This is a genomic window from Pseudomonas orientalis, assembly GCF_022807995.1.
GTDB lineage: Bacteria > Pseudomonadota > Gammaproteobacteria > Pseudomonadales > Pseudomonadaceae > Aquipseudomonas > Aquipseudomonas orientalis_B.
The window spans coordinates 4,666,180-4,688,176 of record NZ_CP094351.1 but is presented as its reverse complement, the minus strand read 5'-3'; the positions used below and the strand labels follow the sequence as shown (position 1 = coordinate 4,688,176).

Here is a 21,997-nt window from a genome sequence, read left to right as displayed (position 1 = left end):
TTCAGTGCGTGCGGGTGACTTTGCTCAGGTGGCGCGGCTGGTCCGGGTCCATCCCCCGTGCTTCAGCCAGGCCGGCGGCCATTACGTAGAAGCTCTGGATCGCCAGGATCGGGTCCAGGCTGGGGTGTTCGGCGCGGCTCAGGGTCAGGTCGCGTTCGGCGATGTCATCCGGCGCGGCCAGCAATACGCGGGCGCCGCGCTGGCGCATGTCGGCGGCCAGGCTCAACAGGCCGGCTTGTTCGGCGCCGCGTGGGGCGAATACCAGCAGCGGGTAATCTTTGTCGATCAGGGCCATCGGGCCGTGGCGCACTTCGGCGCTGCTGAACGCCTCGGCCTGGATCGCCGAGGTTTCCTTGAGCTTGAGCGCGGCTTCCTGGGCGATGGCAAAGCCGGCGCCACGGCCTATCACCATCAAGCGTTGGCTGTCTTTGAGCGCATCGACGGCCAGGCGCCAATCTTGCCTGGCTGCATCGCGCAGGCCATCGGGCAAGGCCTGGCAGGCTTGCAGCAGGTCGGCTTCCTGGTTCCAGTGCCCGATCAACTGCGCGCTGGCGCTGAGGGTGGCGATAAAGCTTTTGGTCGCGGCCACGCTGAGTTCCGGCCCGGCGCACAGCGGCACATGAAATTCACAGGCGGCCTGCAGAGGCGAATCTTCAGCGTTGACCAGCGAAATGCTCAAGGCGCCGCGTTTGCGCAACAGGCGCAGGCTGTTGACCAGGTCCGGGCTCTGACCCGACTGGGAGAACCCGAACGCCACCTGGCCGCTGACCTTCATCGGCGCCTGCAACAGGGTCACCACCGACATCGGCAATGACGCCACCGGAATGCCCACATGCTGCATGGCCAGGTAGGCGAAGTAGCTGGCGGCGTGGTCGGAGCTGCCGCGCGCGATGGTCACCGCCACTTGCGGCGGCTGGCGGCGCAGGCGGCCGGCCACTTCTTCCAGCAGCGGGTCCAGACGTTGCAGTTGGGCCGCGACGGCGTCGCAGGAGGCCAGCGCCTCTTCAAGCATTTTTGAAGTCAATGGTTTCTCCTTCGACCATTACGTCGGTGAGTGTCAGGGAGCGGTCCAGGCGCACGCAGTCGGCAAAGCTGCCGGGTTGCAGGCGACCGCGTTCTTCCAGACCCAAATAGTCCGCAGGAAACTGCGACAGGCGTTGCGAGGCTTCGCTGATCGGCAAGCCGATTTTCACCAGGTTGCGCAGCGCCTGGTCCATGGTCAGGGTGCTGCCGGCCAGGGTGCCGTCGGCCAGGCGCACGCCGCCCAGGCATTTGGTCACGGTGTGGCTGCCCAGCTTGTATTCACCATCGGGCATGCCGGCGGCGGCGGTGGAATCGGTGACGCAGTACAGGCACGGGATCGAGCGCAAGGCCACGCGGATCGCGCCGGGATGTACATGCAATAAGTCCGGTATCAGCTCCGCATACTTGGCGTGGGCCAACGCGGCGCCGACGATGCCCGGCTCGCGGTGATGCAGCGGGCTCATGGCGTTGTACAAATGGGTAAAGCTGGTGGCGCCGGCGGCGAGGGCGGCGACGCCTTCTTCATAACTGCCCAGGGTATGGCCGATCTGCATGCGCACGCCGCGCTCGCTGAGGGCGCGGATCAGGCCGTCGTGGCCGGCGATTTCCGGGGCGATGGTGATCACGCGGATCGGCGCCAGGCGCAGGTAGGCTTCGACTTCGGCCATCAATGCGGTGTGGGCGAAGTTGGGTTGGGCGCCGAGTTTACCCGGGTTGATGTAGGGGCCTTCCAGGTGCACGCCCAGCACCCGGGCGCTGCCTGCCGGGCGTTGCTCGCAGAACCTGCCGAGTTCACCGAGCACGCTGGTGATTTCGTCCACCGGCGCCGTCATGGTGGTGGCCAATAGCGAGGTGGTGCCGAACCGCACGTGGGTACGGGTGATGGTCTCGAAAGCGTTGGCACCCTCCATGATGTCCGCGCCGCCGCCACCGTGCACATGCAGGTCGATAAAGCCCGGCAGCAGGTAGGGCAGGTCGTTGTCGGCCGGGTCGCACGGCGTGCCTTCAATGGCGACGACTTTGCCGTGCTCGTGCACCAGGCGGCCGCGCATCCAGCCGCTGGGCGTGAGGATATTGTCTTCGGACATGGGCAGTTCTCTAAATTCGCAATTCGGCGGAATAATCATGACGGCGCAGCTCTGCGACAAAGTCGTAGTAGTCGTTGCGGCAGTAGGTGTCGGTGATTTCAATCGGTGTGTTGTCGGCGGTGTAGCCCACCCGGGTCATCAGCAGCATGGCAGTGCCGGGGGCGATGCCCACCAGCTTGGCGAACTCGTCCGAGGCATTGATCGCCTGGATATGTTGCAGGGCGCGCACGATGGGCTTGCCGACGCTTTCCAGGTATTCGTACAGTGAATTGCCGATGGCTTGCGGCTGGGGCAGCACGGAGGCGGGCATGGTGGTCATTTCAATCGCCATTACCGTGTCATCGGCTTTGCGCAGGCGCTTGAGACGCGCCACTTTGTCGCTGGGCGACAGACCCAGGCGGATCAGCTCTTCGTGGGTCGGCGGGGTGATGTCGCGCTCCAGCCACTGCGAACTGGGCACGAAGCCCTTGAGCCGGAGCATTTCGCTGAACCCCGACAGGCGTGACAACGGTTGCTCCAGGCGCGGCGTAATAAAGGTGCCGGAGCCCTGACTGCGGCGGATCAAACCCTGGGCAAGCAACACCTCCAGCGCTTTGCGGGCAGTGACCCGCGAGATGCTCAACTGCTCGCTGAGCGCACGTTCCGAGGGCAGGGCCTGCTCGGATTTCCACTGGCCGGCATGAATCGCTGCTTCAAGGCTGCGGGCCAGTTGCAGGTACAGCGGCGTGGATTGCTTGTCGTCGGGGCGCAGGGCCAGGATGGGGTTCATGTGTCAGGTGTCCGATGCGTTATTGGAATGTTGTCGCCCGGTAATGGCCGGAAATTAATACCACTTAAATACCATGTCAATGCCGCCAAAACGGTGCGGGCACGGGTTTCAGGGCTTCTTAAAGGTGCATGGTATCAAGTGGTATTAGAGAGGTCTTTGCTGCGCGCGCAAGTGCGCAGCCCGCGCAGTGAACTGGTATTCACCGGCAGGCGCTGCCTGGGGCAGGAATTTTTTTCGAATTATTTTACCAGCGGCCGCCGGTCAGGGCCGAATCTCGATCAGGGTGCCGTCCTTGACCAGGCTCCAGACTTCGCGCATGTCCACATTGCGCATGCCGATGCAGCCGTCGGTCCAGTCCAGGGTGTGGAACCACTGTTCCGGGTAGTCCTCGGTGTCGGGCGTGCCGTGGATCATGATCATGCTGCCCGGTTTCACCCCTTCGCGGCGCGCGCGGGCGGCGTCGCTGATATTGGGGTAGGAGATGTGCATGGCCAGGTTGAACCGCTCGCTGGTCTTGCGCCAGTCGATCCAGTAGAAGCCCTCGGGAGTGCGGCGGTCGCCCTCGATCAGTTTGTGACCTTTCGGGTTTTTACCCAGGGATATGCGATAGGTCTTGAGGGGCTTGCCGTCGTTGATCAACTGCAACTGGTGGGCGGATTTGAGCACCAGGACTTTTTCGACCGGTTTGCCGCCCAGGGTTTGCACCGTGGAGGCCGAGGACAGGGCAGCGAACGACAGGCAGATCAGAGCAAGCAACCAACGCATTGAAACGGTATCCCTTTGGCGACGCTCGGCCGGCGTGTTATTGGGCGGGCTTGGACAGCGGTGGCACGGACTCGCTGCGCACCGGGTAGGCCTGTTGGCGACGGTCAGCGAAGAAGCATTCTAAGGTACGCCCGACCGTGCGGAAAGCCAGCTCGGACCAAGGGATATCGGCTTCATCGAACAGTTTCACTTCCAGGCTTTCCTGGCCGGCGGCGAAGTCCAGGTCGATCAGCTCGGCGCGGTAGAAGATGTGCACCTGGCTGATGTGCGGCACATTGATCAAGGTATAGAGGCTCAGGTTGCGCACCCGGGCGCAGGCTTCTTCCAGTGTCTCGCGCATGGCCGCCTGTTCGACGGTTTCGCCGTTTTCCATAAAGCCCGCAGGCAGGGTCCAGTAACCCAGGCGCGGTTCGATGGCACGGCGGCACAGCAGCACTTTGTCGCCCCATACCGGTACGGTACCGGCGACGATGTTGGGGTTCTGGTAATGGATGGTCGAGCAGTGGTCGCACACATAGCGCAGGCGTGCGTCGCCTTCGGGAATGCGTTGGGTGACCGGTTTACCGCACTGGCTGCAGAAATTCATGCTGGGGTTCCTGGAGAGTGGGCACATCTTGGCTTGGTGCCAGGCGTTCCTGCAAGTTGTCGTTTCGCGACACGCCGGTGGTTTTGGGGTTGGGCGCCTGCTCGCTTTGGTGCATGATGCAAGGTAGCCAACAGACCGAGATGACTCATGCTGGACGAGCTACTTCGCCGGGTAAGCAATCACACTCCCCACACCCTGGAGACCGACGGGCGTTTCCCCGAGGCCGCAGTGCTGGTACCGATTACCCGCAGTGACGAACCCGAGCTGATCCTGACCCTGCGCGCCAGCGGCCTGTCGACCCATGGCGGCGAAGTGGCCTTTCCCGGCGGGCGCCGCGACCCCGAAGACCCGGACCTGATCTTTACCGCCCTGCGCGAAGCCGAAGAAGAAATCGGCCTGCCGCCGGGGCTGGTCGAGGTCATTGGTCCGTTGAGCCCGCTGATCTCCCTGCACGGCATCCGTGTAACGCCCTATGTGGGTGTGATCCCCGACTACGTCGAGTACCTGGCCAACGACGCCGAAATCGCGGCTGTGTTCAGCGTGCCCCTGGAGTTCTTTCGCCAGGACCCTCGCGAGCATACCCACCGCATCGACTATCAGGGCCGCAGTTGGTATGTGCCCAGCTACCGGTTCGGCGAATACAAGATCTGGGGCTTGACGGCAATCATGATCGTCGAGCTGATCAACCTGCTTTACGACGACGCCAAGATCAGCCTGCACCAGCCACCCAAGAGCTTCATCAATATCTAAGCCATCGTTTGAATGGCGCAGCCGTGAGGGAAGACCATGAAATACCGCCTGGGCGACGCCCGCGTCGAGACGCATCCCAACAGTTGGGTAGCACCGAATGCCACGCTGGTGGGCAAGGTCAAGCTGGAGGAGGGCGCCAACGTCTGGTTCAACGCGGTATTGCGTGGCGACAACGAACTGATCCTGATCGGCAAGAACAGCAACGTGCAGGACGGCAGTGTGATGCACACCGACATGGGCTACCCGCTGACCCTCGGCACCGGCGTGACCGTCGGCCATAACGCCATGCTGCACGGCTGCACTGTCGATGACTACAGCCTGATCGGCATCAATGCGGTGATTCTCAACGGCGCCAAGATTGGCAAGCACTGCATCATCGGCGCGAACTCGCTGATCGGCGAAGGCAAGGAAATTCCCGACGGTTCGCTGGTGATGGGCTCACCGGGCAAGGTGGTGCGTGAGCTGACCGAGGCGCAAAAACGCATGCTCGAAGCCAGTGCCGCGCACTATGTGCACAATTCGCAGCGGTATGCGCGGGACCTGGTTGAGCAGGAACAATGAGTGCGGTTGAACGGCCGGTTGCCTCGCCGTGCGTGAGTATTTGCGCGCTGGACGATGATGACATTTGTACTGGCTGCCAGCGTACGGTTGACGAGATTACGCGTTGGAGCCGCATGGACAATGCCGAGCGCCGGGTGGTGTTGGGGTTGTGTCATGAGCGGGCGGTGGCGGGTGGGTTAGTGTGGATGATGCCTGGGAAATCCGGTGCCTGAACTACCGCTATCGGGGGCAAGCCCCCTCCCACACTTGAATGTGTTCACAGTTCAAAAGGTGGGAGGGGGCTTGCCCCCGATGAGGCCCTCCCAGACGACCTCCCTGTAATTGTGTACCCTGTGCGGCATTACCCACAGGTTCCATCCCCATGCTCTTCCTGATCGCCTACATCAGCAGCGTCGTGCTGATCAACTTCGCCTTCTCCACCGCCCCGCACCTGGACGTGATCTGGTCCGCCTGGGGTGGCCTGGTCTTCATCCTGCGCGACATGGTGCAAACCCGCTTCGGCCACGGCGCGATCATCGCCATGCTGGCGGCGCTGGTGCTGTCCTACATCACTTCCGATCCGTCCATCGCCCTGGCCAGTGCCACGGCGTTCGCGGTGTCCGAGTGCATCGACTGGCTGGTGTTCAGCATCACCCGGCGCCCGCTGCACGACCGCCTGTGGATAAGTTCGGCGCTGAGCATTCCCCTGGATACCTTTATCTTCTTCGGCCTGATCGGCGCACTGACCCCAGCCGTGGCGGGCACTGCGCTGGTGTCGAAATTCGCCGGTGTCACCGCAGTGTGGTTGATCATGGCCTGGCGCATCCGCCGCCGCGCTGTCGCCAACTGAGGCCAATTTTTGCAGTTCATGTAAAATGCCGGCCTTTCTCCCCATGATCCGCTCCCCTGAGGACCTGAGATGACCCGAATCGGAACTCCATTGTCGCCAACCGCGACCCGCGTTTTGCTGTGTGGCTGCGGTGAGCTGGGCAAGGAAGTGGTAATCGAACTGCAACGCCTGGGCGTTGAAGTGATTGCCGTGGATCGCTACGCCAATGCGCCGGCCATGCAGGTGGCGCACCGCAGCCATGTGATCAACATGCTCGATGGTGCCGCGTTGCGCGCGGTGATCGAGGCGGAGAAGCCGCATTTTATCGTGCCGGAAATCGAAGCCATCGCCACGGCGACCCTGGTTGAGCTGGAAGCCGAAGGCTTCACCGTGATCCCGACCGCGCGCGCCACCTCGCTGACCATGAACCGCGAAGGCATCCGTCGCCTGGCCGCTGAAGAGCTGGACCTGCCGACCTCGCCGTACCATTTCGCCGACACCTTCGAAGACTACAGCAAGGCCGTGCAGGACCTGGGTTTCCCGTGTGTGGTCAAGCCAGTGATGAGTTCGTCGGGCAAGGGCCAGAGCCTGCTGCGCAGCGCGGACGATGTGCAGAAAGCCTGGGACTATGCCCAGGAAGGCGGGCGTGCGGGCAAAGGCCGGGTGATCATCGAAGGCTTTATCGATTTCGACTACGAAATCACTTTGCTGACTGTGCGCCATGTCGACGGCACTACGTTCTGCGCGCCGGTCGGCCACCGCCAGGAGAAGGGCGACTATCAGGAGTCCTGGCAGCCACAGGCCATGAGCCCGGTTGCCCTGGCCGAATCCGAGCGGGTTGCCAAGGCAGTGACCGAGGCCCTCGGTGGTCGCGGCCTGTTCGGCGTGGAATTGTTCATCAAGGGCGATCAGGTGTGGTTCAGCGAAGTCTCGCCGCGCCCCCATGACACCGGCCTGGTGACCCTGATTTCTCAAGACCTGTCGCAGTTTGCGTTGCACGCTCGCGCCATCCTGGGCCTGCCGATCCCGTTGATCCGCCAGTTCGGGCCTTCGGCTTCGGCGGTGATTCTGGTGGAGGGGCAGTCGACCCAGACCGCGTTCGCCAACCTGGGTGCTGCGTTGAGCGAGCCGGATACGGCGTTGCGTCTGTTTGGCAAGCCAGAAGTGAACGGCCAGCGCCGTATGGGCGTGGCGCTGGCACGGGATGAGTCGATTGAGGCTGCTCGGGCCAAGGCGACCCGGGCTTCCCAGGCCATTGTTGTAGAGCTCTAAAACGGCCCCTGTAGGAGCGAGCTTGCTCGCGAAGGTATTTCAGGCACCTTGCGATGTCGGATGTACCTTTTTCGCGAGCAAGCTCGCTCCTACAGTTTTTGACTATCAGGCGACCTTGTTCAAATCATTATCCCGCGTCTCCTTCAGGCACAGCACCGCAATCAAGCTCAGCAACGCTGCCGCCGACACATACCCCCCGACATAACTCAGCCCGCCCATCGCCACCAGCTTGGTCGCGAAGAACGGTGCCGCCGACGCGCCCACGATCCCACCCAGGTTGTACGCCGCCGACGCGCCGGTATAACGCACGCGGGTCGGGAACAGTTCCGGCAGCAGCGCACCCATCGGCGCGAAGGTCACGCCCATCAGGAACAGCTCCAGCGCCAGGAACAGCGCCACGGCCCAGGTCGAACCGTGGGTCAGCAGCGGCTCCATGGTAAAGCCCGACAGCATCGCCAGGATCGCGCCGACGATCAGCACCGGCTTGCGCCCGTAGCGGTCGCTGGCCAGCGCCGCCAACGGCGTCGCCAGGCCCATGAACAGCACCGCAAAACACAGCAGACCGAGGAAGGTTTCGCGGCTGTAGCCGAGGGTCGACACCCCGTAACTCAGGGAAAACGCCGTGGTGATATAGAACAGCGCATAGCACACCACCATCGACGCGGCGCCCAGCAGCACCGGCAACCAATGCTGGCTGAACAGTTCCACCAGCGGCACCTTCACCGGTTTTTCATGGGCCACGGCATTGGCGAATACGGGCGTCTCGTGCAGCTTGAGCCGTGCGTACAGGCCGACCATCACCAGCGCCGCGCTGAGGATGAACGGAATGCGCCAGCCCCAACTGCGGAACTGCTCGTCGTTCAGGCTCATGGCCAGAATCAGGAACAAACCATTGGCCGCCAAAAAGCCAATCGACGGGCCCAGTTGCGGGAACATACCGAACCAGGCGCGTTTGCCTTTGGGCGCGTTCTCGGTCGCCAGCAAGGCTGCGCCACCCCATTCCCCTCCCAGCCCCAAGCCTTGGCCGAAGCGCAATACACACAACAGGATCGGTGCCCAGGCGCCAATGCTGTCGTAGCCGGGCAGCAAGCCGATCAGGGTGGTACACACGCCCATCAGCAGCAGCGAGGCCACCAGTGTCGACTTGCGGCCGATACGGTCGCCAAAGTGGCCGAACAGCGCCGAGCCCAGCGGGCGGGCGATAAAAGCGATGCCGAAAGTCAGGAACGACGCCAGCATCTGGGCGGTGCCGGACGTCTGCGGGAAGAACACCGGGCCGATCACCAGCGCGGCAGCCGTGGCGTAGATATAGAAGTCGTAGAACTCGATGGCGGTGCCGACGATGCTCGCGGTCGCAACGCGGGCCGTCGAGTTGGTCGGGGCGGCGGTTGCGGCCTGGTTATAGGTCGTGCTCATGGCGGTAATCCCTGACGGTCATTGCGCGTTTGGACGCGGATTATTATTGGTCGTACACCCATGGATCAGGGGTGTGCGCGGAGCGGCTCGGGATGGGAGCAAACACCGGTCAGACATGGTAAAGCGCTGCCTGGACGCGCTGAGTGCGGGTAGCACGCGGTCGGGCGGGGGCTTGGGTAAGCCGCAGGGATTATAGGAAGAGGTTCGCAGTTACAACAAGTGACAGCCGCGCCGCAAATCAACATGTGGGAGGGGGCTTGCTCCCGATAGCGGTGTGTCAGTCACCTGATGCAGTGACTGACACACCGCTATCGGGGGCAAGTCCCCTCCCACATTGGATTGTGGTTTTATAGAAGGTTATGCGGCGACGGGCACGTGGCTGGTATGCCAGATCAGCACCTTGCTTACCCGGTTGTCCTCGGTCTCGAGGATTTCCAGGCGATAGCGGCCAATCTTCAGGCACACCGCGCAGTCTGGAATCGTCTCCAGCGCCTCGGTCACCAGGCCATTGAGGGTCTTGGGGCCGTCGCTGGGCAGGTGCCAGCCCAGGCTTTTGTTCAGTTCACGGATCGAAGCTGCGCCGTCGATGATGTAGCGGCCATCGGGCTGGGCTTCGATGTGCGGGTTATCCACCGTCTGATCGCTTTCGAATTCGCCGACGATTTCTTCCAGGATGTCTTCCAGGGTCACGATGCCCAGCACTTCGCCGTACTCGTCCACCACCATGCCCAGGCGACGCTGCTGCTTGTGGAAATTGAGCAGTTGCAGCTGCAACGGTGTGCTTTCCGGCACGAAGTAGGGTTCGTGGCAGGCGGCCAGCAGTGCTTCCTTGGTCAGGCTGGCGTCGGCCAGCAGATGCTGGACCTGCCGTGTGTTGAGCACCGCTTCGACCTGGTTGATGTCGCTGTGGAACACCGGCAGCCGCGTGCGCTGGGAAGTGCGCAGTTGTTCGATGATGTCTTCGATCGCGTCATCCAGGTTGATGCCGTCCACTTCACTGCGCGGCACCAGGATGTCATTGACGGTGATGTTGTCCAGGGCATGGATGCCGGGCATGCCGGGCATATGCGCTTGATCGGCATCATGTTGCGGTTCGTCGTGGTGCTCGGACGAGGGTTCGTCGCTGTTTTTCACCACGCCGGCCTTGCGCGCGAACGGGCGCAGCAACATCAGGCTGATGCCATTGAGCAGCCAGGCCGCGGGATAGAGGATTTTCAGCGGTACGCCCAAAAGCGCATTGCCGAAACCCAGGATGGCGTGCGGATTGCGGGTGGCCAGGGCGCGGGGCAGGTAGTCGGCGAGGATCAGCAGCAGCGCGCAGGCGATCAGCCAGCCCAGCCATGGCCCGTTCTGCGCCCAGGCGTAGATCGCCAGCAGTGTGCAGAGAATGACCACGGCTGCGCGGCACAGGCTGTTGCACAGGATCAGGCTGTGGCGCGGGAAGCTCAGGCGTGCGGCAGCCTTGTCACCCTGGCGGGTGCCTGGGCGCAGGGCCAACAGATGTTGCTGTGCTGCTTCGATGGCGGTAAACAGCGCCGCCCATAAAATCAGCAGGGCAATTACGGCGAGCATCGGCCCAAGGGGCAAGTTGTCCATGATCGCCGCTCGTCAGATATGCAGGATGTATTCGCGAACCAGCTTGCTGCCGAAATAGGCCAGCATCAGCAAGCAGAAACCGGCCAGGGTCCAGCGGATAGCCTTGTGCCCGCGCCAGCCGAGGCGGTTGCGGCCCCACAGCAACACACTGAACACGATCCAGGCCAGGCAGGCCAGCAAGGTCTTGTGCACCAGGTGCTGGGCGAACAGGTTCTCGACGAACAGCCAGCCGGAGATCAGCGACAGCGACAACAAGGTCCAGCCGGCCCACAGGAACCCGAACAGCAGGCTTTCCATGGTTTGCAGCGGTGGGAAGTTCTTGATCAGCCCGGACGGGTGCTTGTGCTTGAGCTGGTGGTCTTGCAGCAGCACCAGCAGGGACTGGAACACTGCAATGGTGAACATGCCGTAGGCGAGGATCGACAACAGGATATGCGCGAGAATGCCCGGCTCTTCATCGATCACCTGTACGGTGCCGGTGGGGGCGAATTGCGCCAGCAGCACCGTGAGCATGCCCAGCGGGAACAGCAGTACGAGCAGGTTTTCGACCGGAATCCGGTAGCACGCCAGCAGTGTCAGTGCGATGACGGCGGCGGCGATCAGGCTGGCGGCGCTGAAAAAATCCAGGCCCAGGCCCACCGGGGTCATCAGGTGCGTAAACAGACTGGCGGCATGGGCCAGCAGGGCGAGGACGCCAAGGCCTGTCAGCAGACGTTTGTCCGCTTTGGCGCCTTGGGCCAGACGAGTGCCCTGATAGAGGGTCGCAGCGGCATACACGATGGCGGCGGCGAGACTGGATAGCAAACTGGGTGACAAGGGGAGCATAAATCCTGATAGACAAGCCCGAAAGGCGCTGAGTTTGGCACACACCCGCGCTGCACGAAAGACTCCCGCACCAGACAGCGGGTGTGCATGGGCGCAGTCTTCGCTATAATCCGCGACCTGCCCACGCTGCAGGCTCGCCGAGCGCTATGTTTAATAGCGATTTACCGCAGCCTGGGCCGCCATTACCTCGGTCTACCAATGCATATCGTTGAATAGGGCCTGAAAGGATCGCGCATGTTTGAAAACCTGACTGACCGTCTCTCGCAGACGCTGCGCCATGTCACCGGCAAGGCCAAGCTGACCGAGGACAATATTAAAGACACCCTGCGTGAAGTGCGCATGGCGTTGCTGGAAGCCGACGTGGCCTTGCCGGTGGTGAAGGATTTCGTCAACTCGGTCAAGGAACGTGCGGTCGGCACTGAAGTGTCGCGCAGCCTGACCCCGGGCCAGGCGTTCGTGAAGATCGTCCAGGCCGAACTCGAAAGCCTGATGGGCGCGGCCAACGAAGACCTGAACCTCAGCGCCGTGCCTCCGGCCGTCGTCTTGATGGCCGGTCTGCAGGGCGCGGGTAAAACCACCACCGCCGGCAAGCTGGCGCGCTTCCTTAAAGAGCGCAAGAAGAAGTCGGTGATGGTGGTGTCGGCCGACGTGTACCGTCCGGCGGCCATCAAGCAGCTGGAAATGCTTGCGGGCGAAGTGGGCGTGACCTTCTTCCCCTCGGACCTGAGCCAGAAGCCGGTCGACATCGCCAACGCGGCGATTAAAGAAGCAAAACTCAAGTTCATCGACGTGGTCATTGTCGATACCGCCGGTCGCCTGCACATCGATGAAGAGATGATGGGCGAGATCAAGGCGCTGCATGCCGCGATCAACCCGGTCGAGACGCTGTTCGTGGTTGACGCCATGACCGGCCAGGATGCGGCCAACACCGCCAAGGCCTTCGGTGATGCATTGCCGTTGACCGGTGTGATCCTCACCAAGGTCGACGGCGATGCCCGTGGCGGTGCCGCGCTGTCGGTACGTGCCATCACCGGCAAGCCGATCAAATTCATCGGTATGGGCGAGAAGAGCGACGCGCTCGAGCCGTTCCACCCCGAGCGTATCGCCTCGCGCATCCTCGGCATGGGCGACGTGCTCAGCCTGATCGAGCAGGCCGAAGCCACGCTCGACAAGGACAAGGCCGACAAGCTTGCCAAAAAGCTGAAGAAGGGCAAGGGCTTCGACCTTGAAGACTTCCGCGATCAGCTGCAACAGATGAAGAACATGGGCGGCCTCGGCGGCCTGATGGACAAGCTGCCGAACATCGGCGGCGTAAACCTGGCGCAAATGGGCAATGCCCAGGGCGCGGCAGAAAAGCAGTTCAAGCAGATGGAAGCCATCATCAACTCCATGACCCCGGCCGAGCGCCGCGACCCTGAGCTGATCAGCGGTTCGCGCAAACGCCGGATCGCCATGGGTTCCGGTACCCAGGTGCAGGACATCGGTCGCTTGATCAAGCAGCACAAGCAGATGCAGAAGATGATGAAGAAATTCTCCGCCAAGGGCGGTATGGCCAAGATGATGCGCGGCATGGGCGGTATGTTGCCCGGCGGCGGCATGCCCAAGATGTAAAGAATTCGAGCGCAGGCCCTGCTTGCGCTTCGACCCGCAGGGATGCGGGATCTCCAGCAAACCCGCCATTGGCGGGCGCTGACTTGCCGTTTTAACCGACGGCTCTATAGCAGATCTGAATGGCACGCTGGTAGGCGCCGGAAAAAGACATTTGCAAAAGTCCGGATATTCCTTAGAATATGCGGCCTTTCGGGCACCTATGCCCGCTGTGCATTTAGATTTGCAGCACCGACTACAGGAACGATGTTCACATGCTAACAATCCGTCTTGCCCTTGGCGGCTCCAAAAAGCGCCCGTTTTACCACTTGACCGTAACTGACAGCCGCAACCCACGTGACGGCTCTCACAAGGAACAAGTTGGTTTCTTCAACCCGATCGCTCGCGGTCAGGAAGTTCGTCTGTCCGTGAACCAAGAGCGCGTAGCCTACTGGCTGAGCGTTGGTGCACAGCCATCCGAGCGCGTTGCCAAGCTGTTGAAAGACTCGGCTAAGGCCGCAGCCTGAGCAATATGAACGCGACGCCAGCTGTTGCTGATGATTTGATCGTTATCGGCAAGATTTACTCTGTTCATGGCGTTCGCGGCGAAGTGAAGGTGTATTCCTTTACTGATCCGACCGAAAACCTGTTGCAGTACAAAACCTGGACGCTCAAGCGCGAAGGCAGCGTGAAACAGGTCGAGCTGGTCAGTGGACGCGGGAGCGACAAGTTCCTGGTCGCAAAGCTCAAGGGTCTTGATGATCGTGAAGAAGCGCGTCTTCTGGCCGGTTATGAGATCTGCGTGCCGCGCAACCTGTTCCCTGAATTGACCGACGGCGAGTACTACTGGTACCAGCTTGAAGGTCTGAAGGTTATTGATCAACTCGGGCAACTGCTCGGAAAAATCGATCACCTTCTGGAAACCGGCGCCAATGATGTAATGGTGGTCAAGCCTTGCGCTGGCAGCCTGGATGATCGCGAACGCCTGTTGCCCTATACCGGGCAGTGCGTGTTGGCCGTCGACCTGGCAGCGGGTGAGATGAAGGTGGAATGGGACGCGGACTTCTAGGCGTGGCTAATTTGCGCATTGAAGTGATCAGTTTGTTTCCCGAGATGTTCTCCGCCATCAGCGAGTACGGCATCACCAGTCGGGCGGTGAAACAGGGGCTCTTGCAGCTCACCTGTTGGAACCCGCGAGACTACACGACGGATCGACATCACACTGTGGACGATCGCCCATTTGGCGGTGGCCCGGGCATGGTGATGAAGATCAAGCCCCTGGAAGATGCATTGGTTCAGGCCAAGGCAGCCGCCGGGGAGAAGGCGAAGGTGATTTACCTGTCCCCTCAGGGCCGTCAGCTGAAACAGGCTGGGGTCCGCGAACTGGCGAATGAGGATGCACTGATCCTGATTGCCGGTCGCTATGAAGGCATTGACGAGCGTTTTATTGAGGCTCATGTCGATGAAGAGTGGTCGATTGGGGACTATGTCCTGTCTGGCGGCGAGCTGCCGGCGATGGTCCTGATAGATGCGGTTACACGACTGCTGCCTGGAGCTTTAGGGCATGCGGACTCCGCGGAGGAAGATTCCTTCACGGATGGTTTGCTGGATTGCCCGCACTACACCCGACCGGAGGTGTATGCGGATCAGCGTGTTCCCGACGTATTGCTAAGTGGCAATCACGCACACATCCGGCGTTGGCGTTTACAGCAGTCCCTTGGTCGGACCTATGAACGACGCGCCGATCTTCTGGATAGCCGCTCGCTTTCTGGAGAAGAGAAGAAGCTGCTCGAGGAATACATCCTCGCGCGGGACGATAGTTAACAACGTATCGATGGTAGGTCCATTGACTTACCTTAGGAGCACAGCATGACTAACAAAATCATCCTTGCACTCGAAGCAGAGCAGATGACCAAAGAGATCCCTACCTTTGCCCCGGGCGACACCATTGTCGTTCAGGTGAAAGTGAAGGAAGGCGACCGTTCGCGTCTGCAAGCGTTCGAAGGCGTGGTAATCGCCAAGCGTAACCGTGGTGTGAACAGTGCTTTCACTGTTCGTAAAATCTCCAACGGTGTTGGCGTAGAGCGTACTTTCCAGACCTACAGCCCGCAAATCGACAGCATGGCTGTGAAACGTCGCGGTGACGTACGCAAAGCCAAGCTGTACTACCTGCGTGACCTGTCCGGTAAAGCAGCTCGCATCAAGGAAAAACTGGCTTAAGTCCAGGTTCCCGATGCAGAAAAAAGCAGCCTGCGGGCTGCTTTTTTGTGCCTGCGATTTATGCGGCGCGTTCCTGGGCCTGACCGGGCTGAATGACTGCCAGTAAGGTCCATCCCGCAAGCGGTTTCAAATCGCTCTCTGGCGTGACCACATGCACCCAGCCGCTGTTATCGCGGGCAAACAGCAGTGTCGCCCGTTCCCCGTGCAGTGCCTGATAGTCGCTCCAGCCAAACCCATCGGTCAGGTGGGTGGTGTACAGCTCGGCGCCTTGCCCCAGCAGGCTGGCGAGCTTGGTGTAGCTCAGCGGCTGGCTGCCCAGCAAGTGCCCACGGTGCTCGCCGCTGGCCCGGTGCTTGTCGGTGCGACGGCTTTCCTGGCTGTTGGCCAAGGCGAACAGGCGATGCCCGAAGTCATGACGAAAACGCATGGTGGCCAGGGTATTCAATTCGCCGGACGGCGAGAGCGCGAGCAAATGCCCAAGACCGACCAGGTCCAGATGGGATTCGGCATGCTGTGACGCCGGGTTGCCGAAGTAGGTCGGCAACCCTTCCATACGGCTGGCGCGAATGTTTTCCCAGCTTGAATCGGTCAGCAGCACGCGGCTGCCCAGCTGTTGCAAGGCTTTGCCGAGGATGCGTGCCGGGCCGTTTGCGCCGACGATCAGAAAGCCGCTGGGCGCGGGCTCGGCTACTTTCAGCAGGCGGGCCAGAGGGCGTGCAGTCGCGCTTTGCAGCACCACCGTGCCGATAATCACCGCAAACGTCAGCGGCACCAGCAACAACGCGCCTTCATGACCGGCTTCATCCAGGCGGATCGCAAAAATCGCCGACACTGCCGCAGCCACAATCCCGCGCGGGGCGATCCACGCCAGCAGTGCGCGTTCGCGCCAGTTCAGCTTCGAGCCGACAGTCGACACTGCAACGTTCAGCGGCCGCGCAATGAACTGAATGATCAGCAGCAGAATCAGTACGAACGGCCCCAGGGCGATCAGTGCGTTCAGGTCCAGGCGCGCCGCCAGCAGGATAAACAAGCCGGAAATCAACAGGACGCTGAGGTTCTCCTTGAAGTGCAGGATGTGACGCACGTCCACGCCCTTCATGTTGGCCATCCACATGCCCATCAGCGTCACCGCCAGCAGGCCGGACTCATGCATCACCTCATTGGAGGCGATGAAGACTCCCAGTACCGCCGCCAGGGTTGCCAGGTTATGCAGGTATTCCGGCAACCACTGGCGACGCATGACCAAACCCAGTACCCAGCCCCCGACAATCCCGAACAGGCTGCCGCACAGGATGACGCCGCCAAAGGTCAGCAGGCTGTGACTCAGTCCGTCGCCCGATGCGCTGGCGATGATAAAGCTGTAGACCACTACCGCCAGCAGCGCACCGATAGGGTCGATGACAATGCCTTCCCAGCGCAGGATATTGGCGATAGACGCCTTGGGGCGTACCACGCGCAGCATGGGCACGATGACAGTCGGGCCGGTTACCAGCGTCAGGGTGCCGAACAGCAGCGCCAGCATCCAGTCGAAACCCAGCAACCAGTGGGTTGCCAGGGTGATCACCGCCCAGGTCGTCAGCGCACCAAGGGTCACCAGTCGGTGCACCACGCTGCCGATTTCCTTCCATTCCGACAGGTGCAGCGTCAGGCTGCCCTCGAACAGGATCAGTGCGACGGCCAGTGACACCAATGGCATCAGCAGCGGGCCGAACATTTCCTGCGGGTCGAGCCAGCCGAGTATCGGCCCCGCCAGGATTCCGCTCAATAACAGAAACAGAATCGCCGGCAATTTCAGGCGCCAGGCCAGCCATTGGCAGCCAAGCGCGGCCACACCGATACCGCCGAAAGCCAACAAGATCTGTTGTTCGTTCATTAAAGCTTCCTGTTCCTAGAAGTAGCGGGCTATGAAAGACTAGTGGCCCTTGCCACAGTTCACTAAATAAAATGGCGCCAAGCCCCGTGCCGCGCCGCTTGAGTAACCATGCCCGCCATTGACCACCCCCTGATCGACCGCTTCCTTGACGCCCTCTGGTTGGAAAAGGGCCTCTCGGACAACACTCGCCAGGCCTACCGCAGCGACCTGGCCCTGTTCAACGGCTGGTTGCAGGAGAAAGACCTGGAGCTGATCAATGCCGGGCGCGAGCTGATCCTCGATCACTTGGCCTGGCGCCTCGAGCAACATTACAAGCCGCGTTCCACCGCGAGATTTCTCTCCGGTGTGCGTGGCTTTTATCGCTATCTGTTGCGTGAAAAACTCATCGCAACCGATCCAACTCTACAAGTCGATATGCCGCAATTAGGTAGGCCTCTTCCTAAATCTTTGTCGGAAACTGACGTGGAGGCGCTGTTGGCCGCGCCGGATCTCAGCGAAGCCATCGGCCAGCGCGATCGCGCCATGCTGGAAGTGCTCTACGCCTGTGGGCTGCGGGTCACCGAACTGATCAGCCTGACTCTGGAGCAGGTCAATCTGCGCCAGGGCGTGTTGCGGGTGATGGGCAAGGGCAGCAAGGAGCGCCTGGTGCCGATGGGGGAGGAAGCGATTGTGTGGGTGGAGCGCTACATGCGCGATGCGCGCCACGAGCTGCTCGGTGGCCGCCCCAGCGACGTGCTGTTCCCCAGCCTGCGCGGCGAACAGATGACCCGCCAGACCTTCTGGCACCGCATCAAGCACCAGGCCAAGGTCGCCGGGATCGGCAAGACGCTGTCGCCCCATACCTTGCGACATGCGTTCGCCACGCATTTGCTCAACCACGGCGCGGATTTGCGTGTGGTGCAGATGCTGCTCGGGCACAGTGACTTGTCCACCACCCAGATTTACACCCACGTGGCACGGGCGCGTTTGCAGGAGATGCACGCCAGGCACCATCCACGCGGCTGAAAAATCCCGATTTTTCCGGCTGCGGGCTGCCCTGCGGCCCAACTGTGGTAGGCTTTGCCGGTTCGCAAAGGCGACGGTCCGCACCCCGGTTTCCAATCGGCGTACCTGCACCCGTCCCTGCATCTGCCTTCAGGAGTTCCCATGCGCTTGACCCAGATTATTGCCGCCGCAGCCATTGCGTTGGTTTCCACCTTTGCCAGCGCCGACGATGCGGCCGAGCAGGCCATTCGCAAGAGCCTGGTCAACCTGCAGCTCGACACCCCCATCGAAAGCATCAGCGCCAGCCCCATGGCCGGCCTGTACGAAGTCAAGCTCAAGGGCAGCCGCGTGCTGTACGCCAGTGCCGACGGCCAGTACATCGTGCAGGGCTACCTGTTCCAGCTCAAGGACGGCAAGCCGGTCAATCTGACCGAGAAAGCCGAACGCCTGGGCGTGTCCAAGCTGATCAACGGTATTCCGGTGGCTGAAACCGTGGTGTACCCGGCCATCGGCGAAACCAAGACCCACATCACCGTGTTTACCGACACCACCTGCCCCTACTGCCACAAGCTGCACGCCGAAGTGCCGGCGCTGAACAAGCTGGGTGTGGAGGTGCGCTATGTGGCGTTCCCACGCCAGGGCCTGGGTTCGCCGGGTGATGAGCAGTTGCAGGCGGTCTGGTGCTCGGCCGACAAGAAAGCGGCCATGGACAAGATGGTCGATGGCAAGGAAATCAAGGCGGCCAAATGCGCCAATCCGGTTTCCAAGCAGTTCGCCCTGGGCCAGTCCATCGGTGTGAACGGCACACCGGCCATCGTTTTGGCTGACGGCCAGGTGATTCCGGGCTACCAGCCGGCACCACAAGTTGCCAAACTGGCACTGGGTGCCAAGTAAGCATTAATCGTCGAGCCTTTGACGAGCATGGTCCGCCGAACTGTCGGCGGGTCATTAATTGAGAGCCGCAGTTGTGCGGCTGTGTTCCACGGCCGACCTTGCGTCGGCCGTTTCATGGGGAGTTTTCAGTGAAACCGGTCAAAGTAGGCATCTGTGGGTTAGGGACCGTCGGTGGCGGCACCTTCAACGTACTTCAGCGTAACGCTGAAGAAATTTCCCGCCGTGCAGGGCGCGAGATTGAAGTGGCGCAGATCGCCACGCGTTCGCCGAAGCCTCAGTTCGAAACGACCGGTATTGCGATTACCCACGATGTGTTCGCCGTGGCCACCAACCCTGACATCGATATTGTCATCGAGCTGGTAGGCGGCTATACCGTGGCCCGCGAACTGGTGCTCAAGGCCATCGAGAACGGCAAGCACGTGGTCACCGCCAACAAGGCGCTGATCGCCGTGCACGGTAACGAAATCTTCGCCAAGGCCCGCGAGAAGGGCGTGATTGTGGCGTTCGAAGCGGCGGTGGCCGGCGGCATCCCGGTGATCAAGGCGATTCGTGAAGGCCTGTCCGCCAACCGCATCAATTGGGTGGCCGGCATCATCAACGGCACCGGTAACTTCATCCTCACCGAAATGCGTGAGAAAGGTCGTACCTTCGAAGACGTGCTGGCCGAAGCCCAGGCTCTGGGTTACGCCGAAGCCGACCCGACCTTTGACGTGGAAGGCATCGACGCGGCCCACAAGTTGACCATCCTGGCGTCCATCGCCTTTGGTATCCCGCTGCAGTTCGACAAAGCCTACACCGAAGGCATCACCAAGCTGACCACTGCCGACGTGAACTATGCCGAAGCCCTGGGCTACCGCATCAAGCACCTCGGTGTGGCGCGCAGCACGCCGGCCGGTATCGAATTGCGTGTGCACCCTACACTGATCCCGGCCGACCGCCTGATCGCCAACGTCAATGGCGTGATGAACGCGGTGATGGTCAACGGTGACGCCGCCGGTTCCACCCTGTTCTACGGCGCCGGTGCCGGCATGGAACCGACCGCTTCATCGGTGATCGCCGACCTGGTGGACGTGGTTCGCGCCATGACCAGCGACCCGGAAAACCGCGTACCGCACCTGGCCTTCCAGCCGGATTCGCTATCGGCCCACCCGATCCTGCCGATCGAAGCCTGCGAAAGTGCCTACTATTTGCGCATCCAGGCTCAGGACCATCCCGGCGTGCTGGCCCAGGTGGCGAGCATCCTGTCGGAGCGCGGCATCAACATAGAATCGATCATGCAGAAGGAAGTCGAGGAGCAGAACGGCCAGGTGCCGATGATCCTGCTGACCCACCGCGTGCTCGAGCAGCATATCAACGATGCCATTCGGGCTCTTGAAGCGCTCCAGGGCGTGGTAGGGCCGGTGGTCCGGATTCGCGTCGAACATTTGAATTAATTTTAGCTGCAAGCCTCAAGCTACAAGCTGCAAGTGAAAGCAGATCTGCTCTAACTTGCAGCTTGTAGCTTAAAGCTTGAAGCCCAACCCGAAGGTTTGCCCCCATGCGCTATATCAGCACCCGCGGCCAGGCACCGGCCCTGAATTTCGAAGACGTCTTGCTCACAGGCCTTGCCACCGACGGCGGCCTGTACGTGCCGGAAAACCTGCCACGCTTCACCCAGGAAGAAATCGCTTCCTGGGCCGGCCTGCCTTACCACGAGCTGGCGTTCCGGGTGATGCGCCCGTTCGTCACCGGCAGCATTCCGGATGCGGATTTCAAGAAGATCCTCGAAGAAACGTACGGCGTGTTTTCCCACAGCGCCATCGCGCCCCTGCGCCAATTGAACGGCAACGAGTGGGTGCTTGAGTTGTTCCACGGCCCGACCCTGGCGTTCAAGGACTTTGCCCTGCAATTGCTCGGTCGCCTGCTCGACTACGTACTGGAAAAACGCGGCGAGCGCGTGGTGATCATGGGCGCTACGTCCGGTGATACCGGTTCGGCGGCCATCGAAGGGTGCAAGCACTGCGAAAACGTCGACATCTTCATCCTGCACCCGCACCAGCGCGTGTCGGAGGTGCAGCGTCGCCAGATGACCACCATTTTCGGTGAGAACATCCACAACATCGCCATCGAAGGCAACTTCGATGACTGCCAGGAAATGGTCAAGAACAGCTTCGCCGACCAGAGCTTCCTCAAGGGCACGCGCCTGGTGGCGGTGAACTCGATCAACTGGGCGCGGATCATGGCCCAGATCGTCTACTACTTCCACGCTTCCCTGCAGTTGGGCGGCCCGGCGCGTTCGGTGTCGTTCTCGGTGCCGACCGGCAACTTCGGCGACATCTTCGCCGGCTACCTGGCGCGCAACATGGGCCTGCCAATCAATCAGTTGATCGTCGCGACCAACCGCAACGACATCCTGCACCGCTTCATGAGCGGCAACGGGTATGTCAAGGAAACCCTGCACGCCACGCTGTCGCCGTCGATGGACATCATGGTCTCGTCGAATTTCGAACGCCTGCTGTTCGACATGCACGGCCGCAATGGCGCGGCGTTGGCCGAGCTGATGAACAGCTTCAAGCAAGGTGGCGGTTTCAGCGTCGAGCAGGAGCGCTGGACCGAGACCCGCAAGCTGTTCGACTCCCTGGCCGTGGACGACGCCCAGACATGCGAAACCATCGCTGAGGTCTACGCCCAGACCGGCGAACTGCTGGACCCGCACACGGCCATCGGTGTGAAGGCTGCCCGCGAGTGCCGTCGCAGCCTGGATATCCCGATGGTGATCCTGGGTACCGCTCATCCCGTGAAGTTTCCGGAAGCGGTGGAGAAGGCGGGCGTTGGCAAAGCGCTGGAGCTGCCGCAGCACCTGGCGGATCTGTTCGAGCGCGAAGAGCGTTGCACGGTGCTGGCTAACGACCTGAAAGCTGTGCAGGCGTTTGTCAGCCAGCATGGCAACCGGGGCAAGCCGCTGTAAGGCACGCTGCGCAGACAAAAACGCCGCTTTCCC

The 21,997-nt window shown here is 61.5% G+C and carries 23 protein-coding genes; 14 read left to right on the top strand and 9 right to left on the bottom strand.

Going from position 1 to position 21,997, the window contains the following annotated elements; translation table 11 throughout:
• Position 1: 1 nt before the first annotated feature.
• The 5 genes from MRY17_RS20905 to MRY17_RS20885 all read right to left on the bottom strand — a co-directional run bounded on the left by MRY17_RS20905 (position 2) and on the right by MRY17_RS20885 (position 4,231).
• Positions 2–1,024: an SIS domain-containing protein gene (locus tag MRY17_RS20905; protein ID WP_243352784.1), complete on the bottom strand. Its 1,023-nt coding sequence runs from the start codon at positions 1,022–1,024 to the stop codon at positions 2–4.
• Entirely contained in the window at positions 1,005–2,111 is a 1,107-nt protein-coding gene (gene nagA / locus MRY17_RS20900) for an N-acetylglucosamine-6-phosphate deacetylase (RefSeq protein WP_243352783.1), read from the bottom strand. Before nagA ends, MRY17_RS20905 begins: the two co-directional genes overlap by 20 nt.
• A gap of 10 nt (positions 2,112–2,121) precedes the next feature.
• Positions 2,122–2,880 (bottom strand): GntR family transcriptional regulator, encoded by a 759-nt coding sequence (locus MRY17_RS20895; protein WP_104504623.1) that lies wholly within the window; start codon positions 2,878–2,880, stop codon positions 2,122–2,124.
• A 261-nt stretch (positions 2,881–3,141) separates the two neighbouring features.
• Positions 3,142–3,645: a L,D-transpeptidase family protein gene (locus tag MRY17_RS20890; RefSeq protein ID WP_065887515.1), complete on the bottom strand. Its 504-nt coding sequence runs from the start codon at positions 3,643–3,645 to the stop codon at positions 3,142–3,144.
• Positions 3,646–3,682: 37 nt separating this feature from the next.
• Complete coding sequence (locus MRY17_RS20885) at positions 3,683–4,231, bottom strand: NUDIX hydrolase (protein WP_124359693.1); 549 nt, start codon at positions 4,229–4,231, stop codon at positions 3,683–3,685.
• Positions 4,232–4,378: 147 nt separating this feature from the next.
• Here MRY17_RS20885 and MRY17_RS20880 point away from each other — a divergent pair, with 147 nt between their 5' ends.
• The 5 genes from MRY17_RS20880 to purT all read left to right on the top strand — a co-directional run bounded on the left by MRY17_RS20880 (position 4,379) and on the right by purT (position 7,622).
• Positions 4,379–4,981 (top strand): CoA pyrophosphatase, encoded by a 603-nt coding sequence (locus MRY17_RS20880; protein WP_017736785.1) that lies wholly within the window; start codon positions 4,379–4,381, stop codon positions 4,979–4,981.
• A 36-nt stretch (positions 4,982–5,017) separates the two neighbouring features.
• On the top strand, positions 5,018–5,542 hold the full coding sequence (locus tag MRY17_RS20875) for a gamma carbonic anhydrase family protein (RefSeq protein ID WP_243352782.1): 525 nt from the start codon (positions 5,018–5,020) through the stop codon (positions 5,540–5,542).
• Positions 5,539–5,754: a DUF1289 domain-containing protein gene (locus tag MRY17_RS20870; protein ID WP_181283477.1), complete on the top strand. Its 216-nt coding sequence runs from the start codon at positions 5,539–5,541 to the stop codon at positions 5,752–5,754. Before MRY17_RS20875 ends, MRY17_RS20870 begins: the two co-directional genes overlap by 4 nt.
• A gap of 149 nt (positions 5,755–5,903) precedes the next feature.
• A complete protein-coding gene (locus MRY17_RS20865; RefSeq protein WP_243352781.1) occupies positions 5,904–6,371 on the top strand; it encodes a VUT family protein in 468 nt (155 codons plus the stop codon).
• A gap of 69 nt (positions 6,372–6,440) precedes the next feature.
• On the top strand, positions 6,441–7,622 hold the full coding sequence (gene purT, locus MRY17_RS20860; RefSeq protein WP_243352780.1) for a formate-dependent phosphoribosylglycinamide formyltransferase: 1,182 nt from the start codon (positions 6,441–6,443) through the stop codon (positions 7,620–7,622).
• A 105-nt stretch (positions 7,623–7,727) separates the two neighbouring features.
• Here the strand turns inward: purT and MRY17_RS20855 are convergent, their stop codons facing one another.
• From MRY17_RS20855 to MRY17_RS20845, 3 genes are all read right to left on the bottom strand, one after another.
• Positions 7,728–9,038 carry an MFS transporter gene (locus MRY17_RS20855; protein ID WP_181283474.1) on the bottom strand — a complete coding sequence of 437 codons (1,311 nt, stop codon included), beginning with the start codon at positions 9,036–9,038 and terminating at the stop codon, positions 7,728–7,730.
• 357 nt (positions 9,039–9,395) lie between these two features.
• Positions 9,396–10,634 carry a transporter associated domain-containing protein gene (locus MRY17_RS20850; RefSeq protein WP_181285834.1) on the bottom strand — a complete coding sequence of 413 codons (1,239 nt, stop codon included), beginning with the start codon at positions 10,632–10,634 and terminating at the stop codon, positions 9,396–9,398.
• Between the two features lie 12 nt (positions 10,635–10,646).
• Positions 10,647–11,459 carry a cytochrome C assembly family protein gene (locus MRY17_RS20845; protein WP_191952370.1) on the bottom strand — a complete coding sequence of 271 codons (813 nt, stop codon included), beginning with the start codon at positions 11,457–11,459 and terminating at the stop codon, positions 10,647–10,649.
• 234 nt (positions 11,460–11,693) lie between these two features.
• Here MRY17_RS20845 and ffh point away from each other — a divergent pair, with 234 nt between their 5' ends.
• The 5 genes from ffh (at position 11,694) to rplS (ending at position 15,266) form a co-directional block, all read left to right on the top strand.
• The gene (gene ffh / locus MRY17_RS20840) at positions 11,694–13,070 is read left to right on the top strand and encodes a signal recognition particle protein (protein ID WP_010207982.1); all 1,377 of its coding nucleotides are present in this window, start codon (positions 11,694–11,696) and stop codon (positions 13,068–13,070) included.
• A gap of 251 nt (positions 13,071–13,321) precedes the next feature.
• Complete coding sequence (rpsP, locus tag MRY17_RS20835; protein WP_003238923.1) at positions 13,322–13,573, top strand: 30S ribosomal protein S16; 252 nt, start codon at positions 13,322–13,324, stop codon at positions 13,571–13,573.
• A 5-nt stretch (positions 13,574–13,578) separates the two neighbouring features.
• Entirely contained in the window at positions 13,579–14,115 is a 537-nt protein-coding gene (gene rimM, locus MRY17_RS20830) for a ribosome maturation factor RimM (RefSeq protein ID WP_056858695.1), read from the top strand.
• On the top strand, positions 14,097–14,870 hold the full coding sequence (gene trmD, locus MRY17_RS20825; RefSeq protein ID WP_191952369.1) for a tRNA (guanosine(37)-N1)-methyltransferase TrmD: 774 nt from the start codon (positions 14,097–14,099) through the stop codon (positions 14,868–14,870). The genes rimM and trmD overlap by 19 nt, the downstream gene beginning before the upstream one ends.
• Before the next feature lie 45 nt (positions 14,871–14,915).
• A complete protein-coding gene (rplS, locus tag MRY17_RS20820; RefSeq protein ID WP_003175895.1) occupies positions 14,916–15,266 on the top strand; it encodes a 50S ribosomal protein L19 in 351 nt (116 codons plus the stop codon).
• 58 nt (positions 15,267–15,324) lie between these two features.
• Here rplS and MRY17_RS20815 read toward each other — a convergent pair whose 3' ends face one another.
• Positions 15,325–17,139 (bottom strand): cation:proton antiporter, encoded by a 1,815-nt coding sequence (locus MRY17_RS20815; protein WP_191952368.1) that lies wholly within the window; start codon positions 17,137–17,139, stop codon positions 15,325–15,327.
• Positions 17,140–17,247: 108 nt separating this feature from the next.
• On the opposite strand from MRY17_RS20815, the gene xerD reads away from it, so the two are divergent.
• From xerD to thrC, 4 genes are all read left to right on the top strand, one after another.
• Entirely contained in the window at positions 17,248–18,144 is an 897-nt protein-coding gene (gene xerD / locus MRY17_RS20810) for a site-specific tyrosine recombinase XerD (protein WP_124359683.1), read from the top strand.
• Positions 18,145–18,285: 141 nt separating this feature from the next.
• Positions 18,286–19,017, top strand: a complete 732-nt coding sequence (locus tag MRY17_RS20805; protein ID WP_181285831.1) for a thioredoxin fold domain-containing protein — start codon at positions 18,286–18,288, stop codon at positions 19,015–19,017.
• A 128-nt stretch (positions 19,018–19,145) separates the two neighbouring features.
• Positions 19,146–20,450, top strand: coding sequence for a homoserine dehydrogenase (locus tag MRY17_RS20800; protein WP_181285830.1), 1,305 nt, complete (start codon positions 19,146–19,148; stop codon positions 20,448–20,450).
• A 104-nt stretch (positions 20,451–20,554) separates the two neighbouring features.
• Complete coding sequence (gene thrC / locus MRY17_RS20795) at positions 20,555–21,964, top strand: threonine synthase (RefSeq protein ID WP_191952366.1); 1,410 nt, start codon at positions 20,555–20,557, stop codon at positions 21,962–21,964.
• The last annotated feature ends 33 nt before the right edge of the window (positions 21,965–21,997 follow it).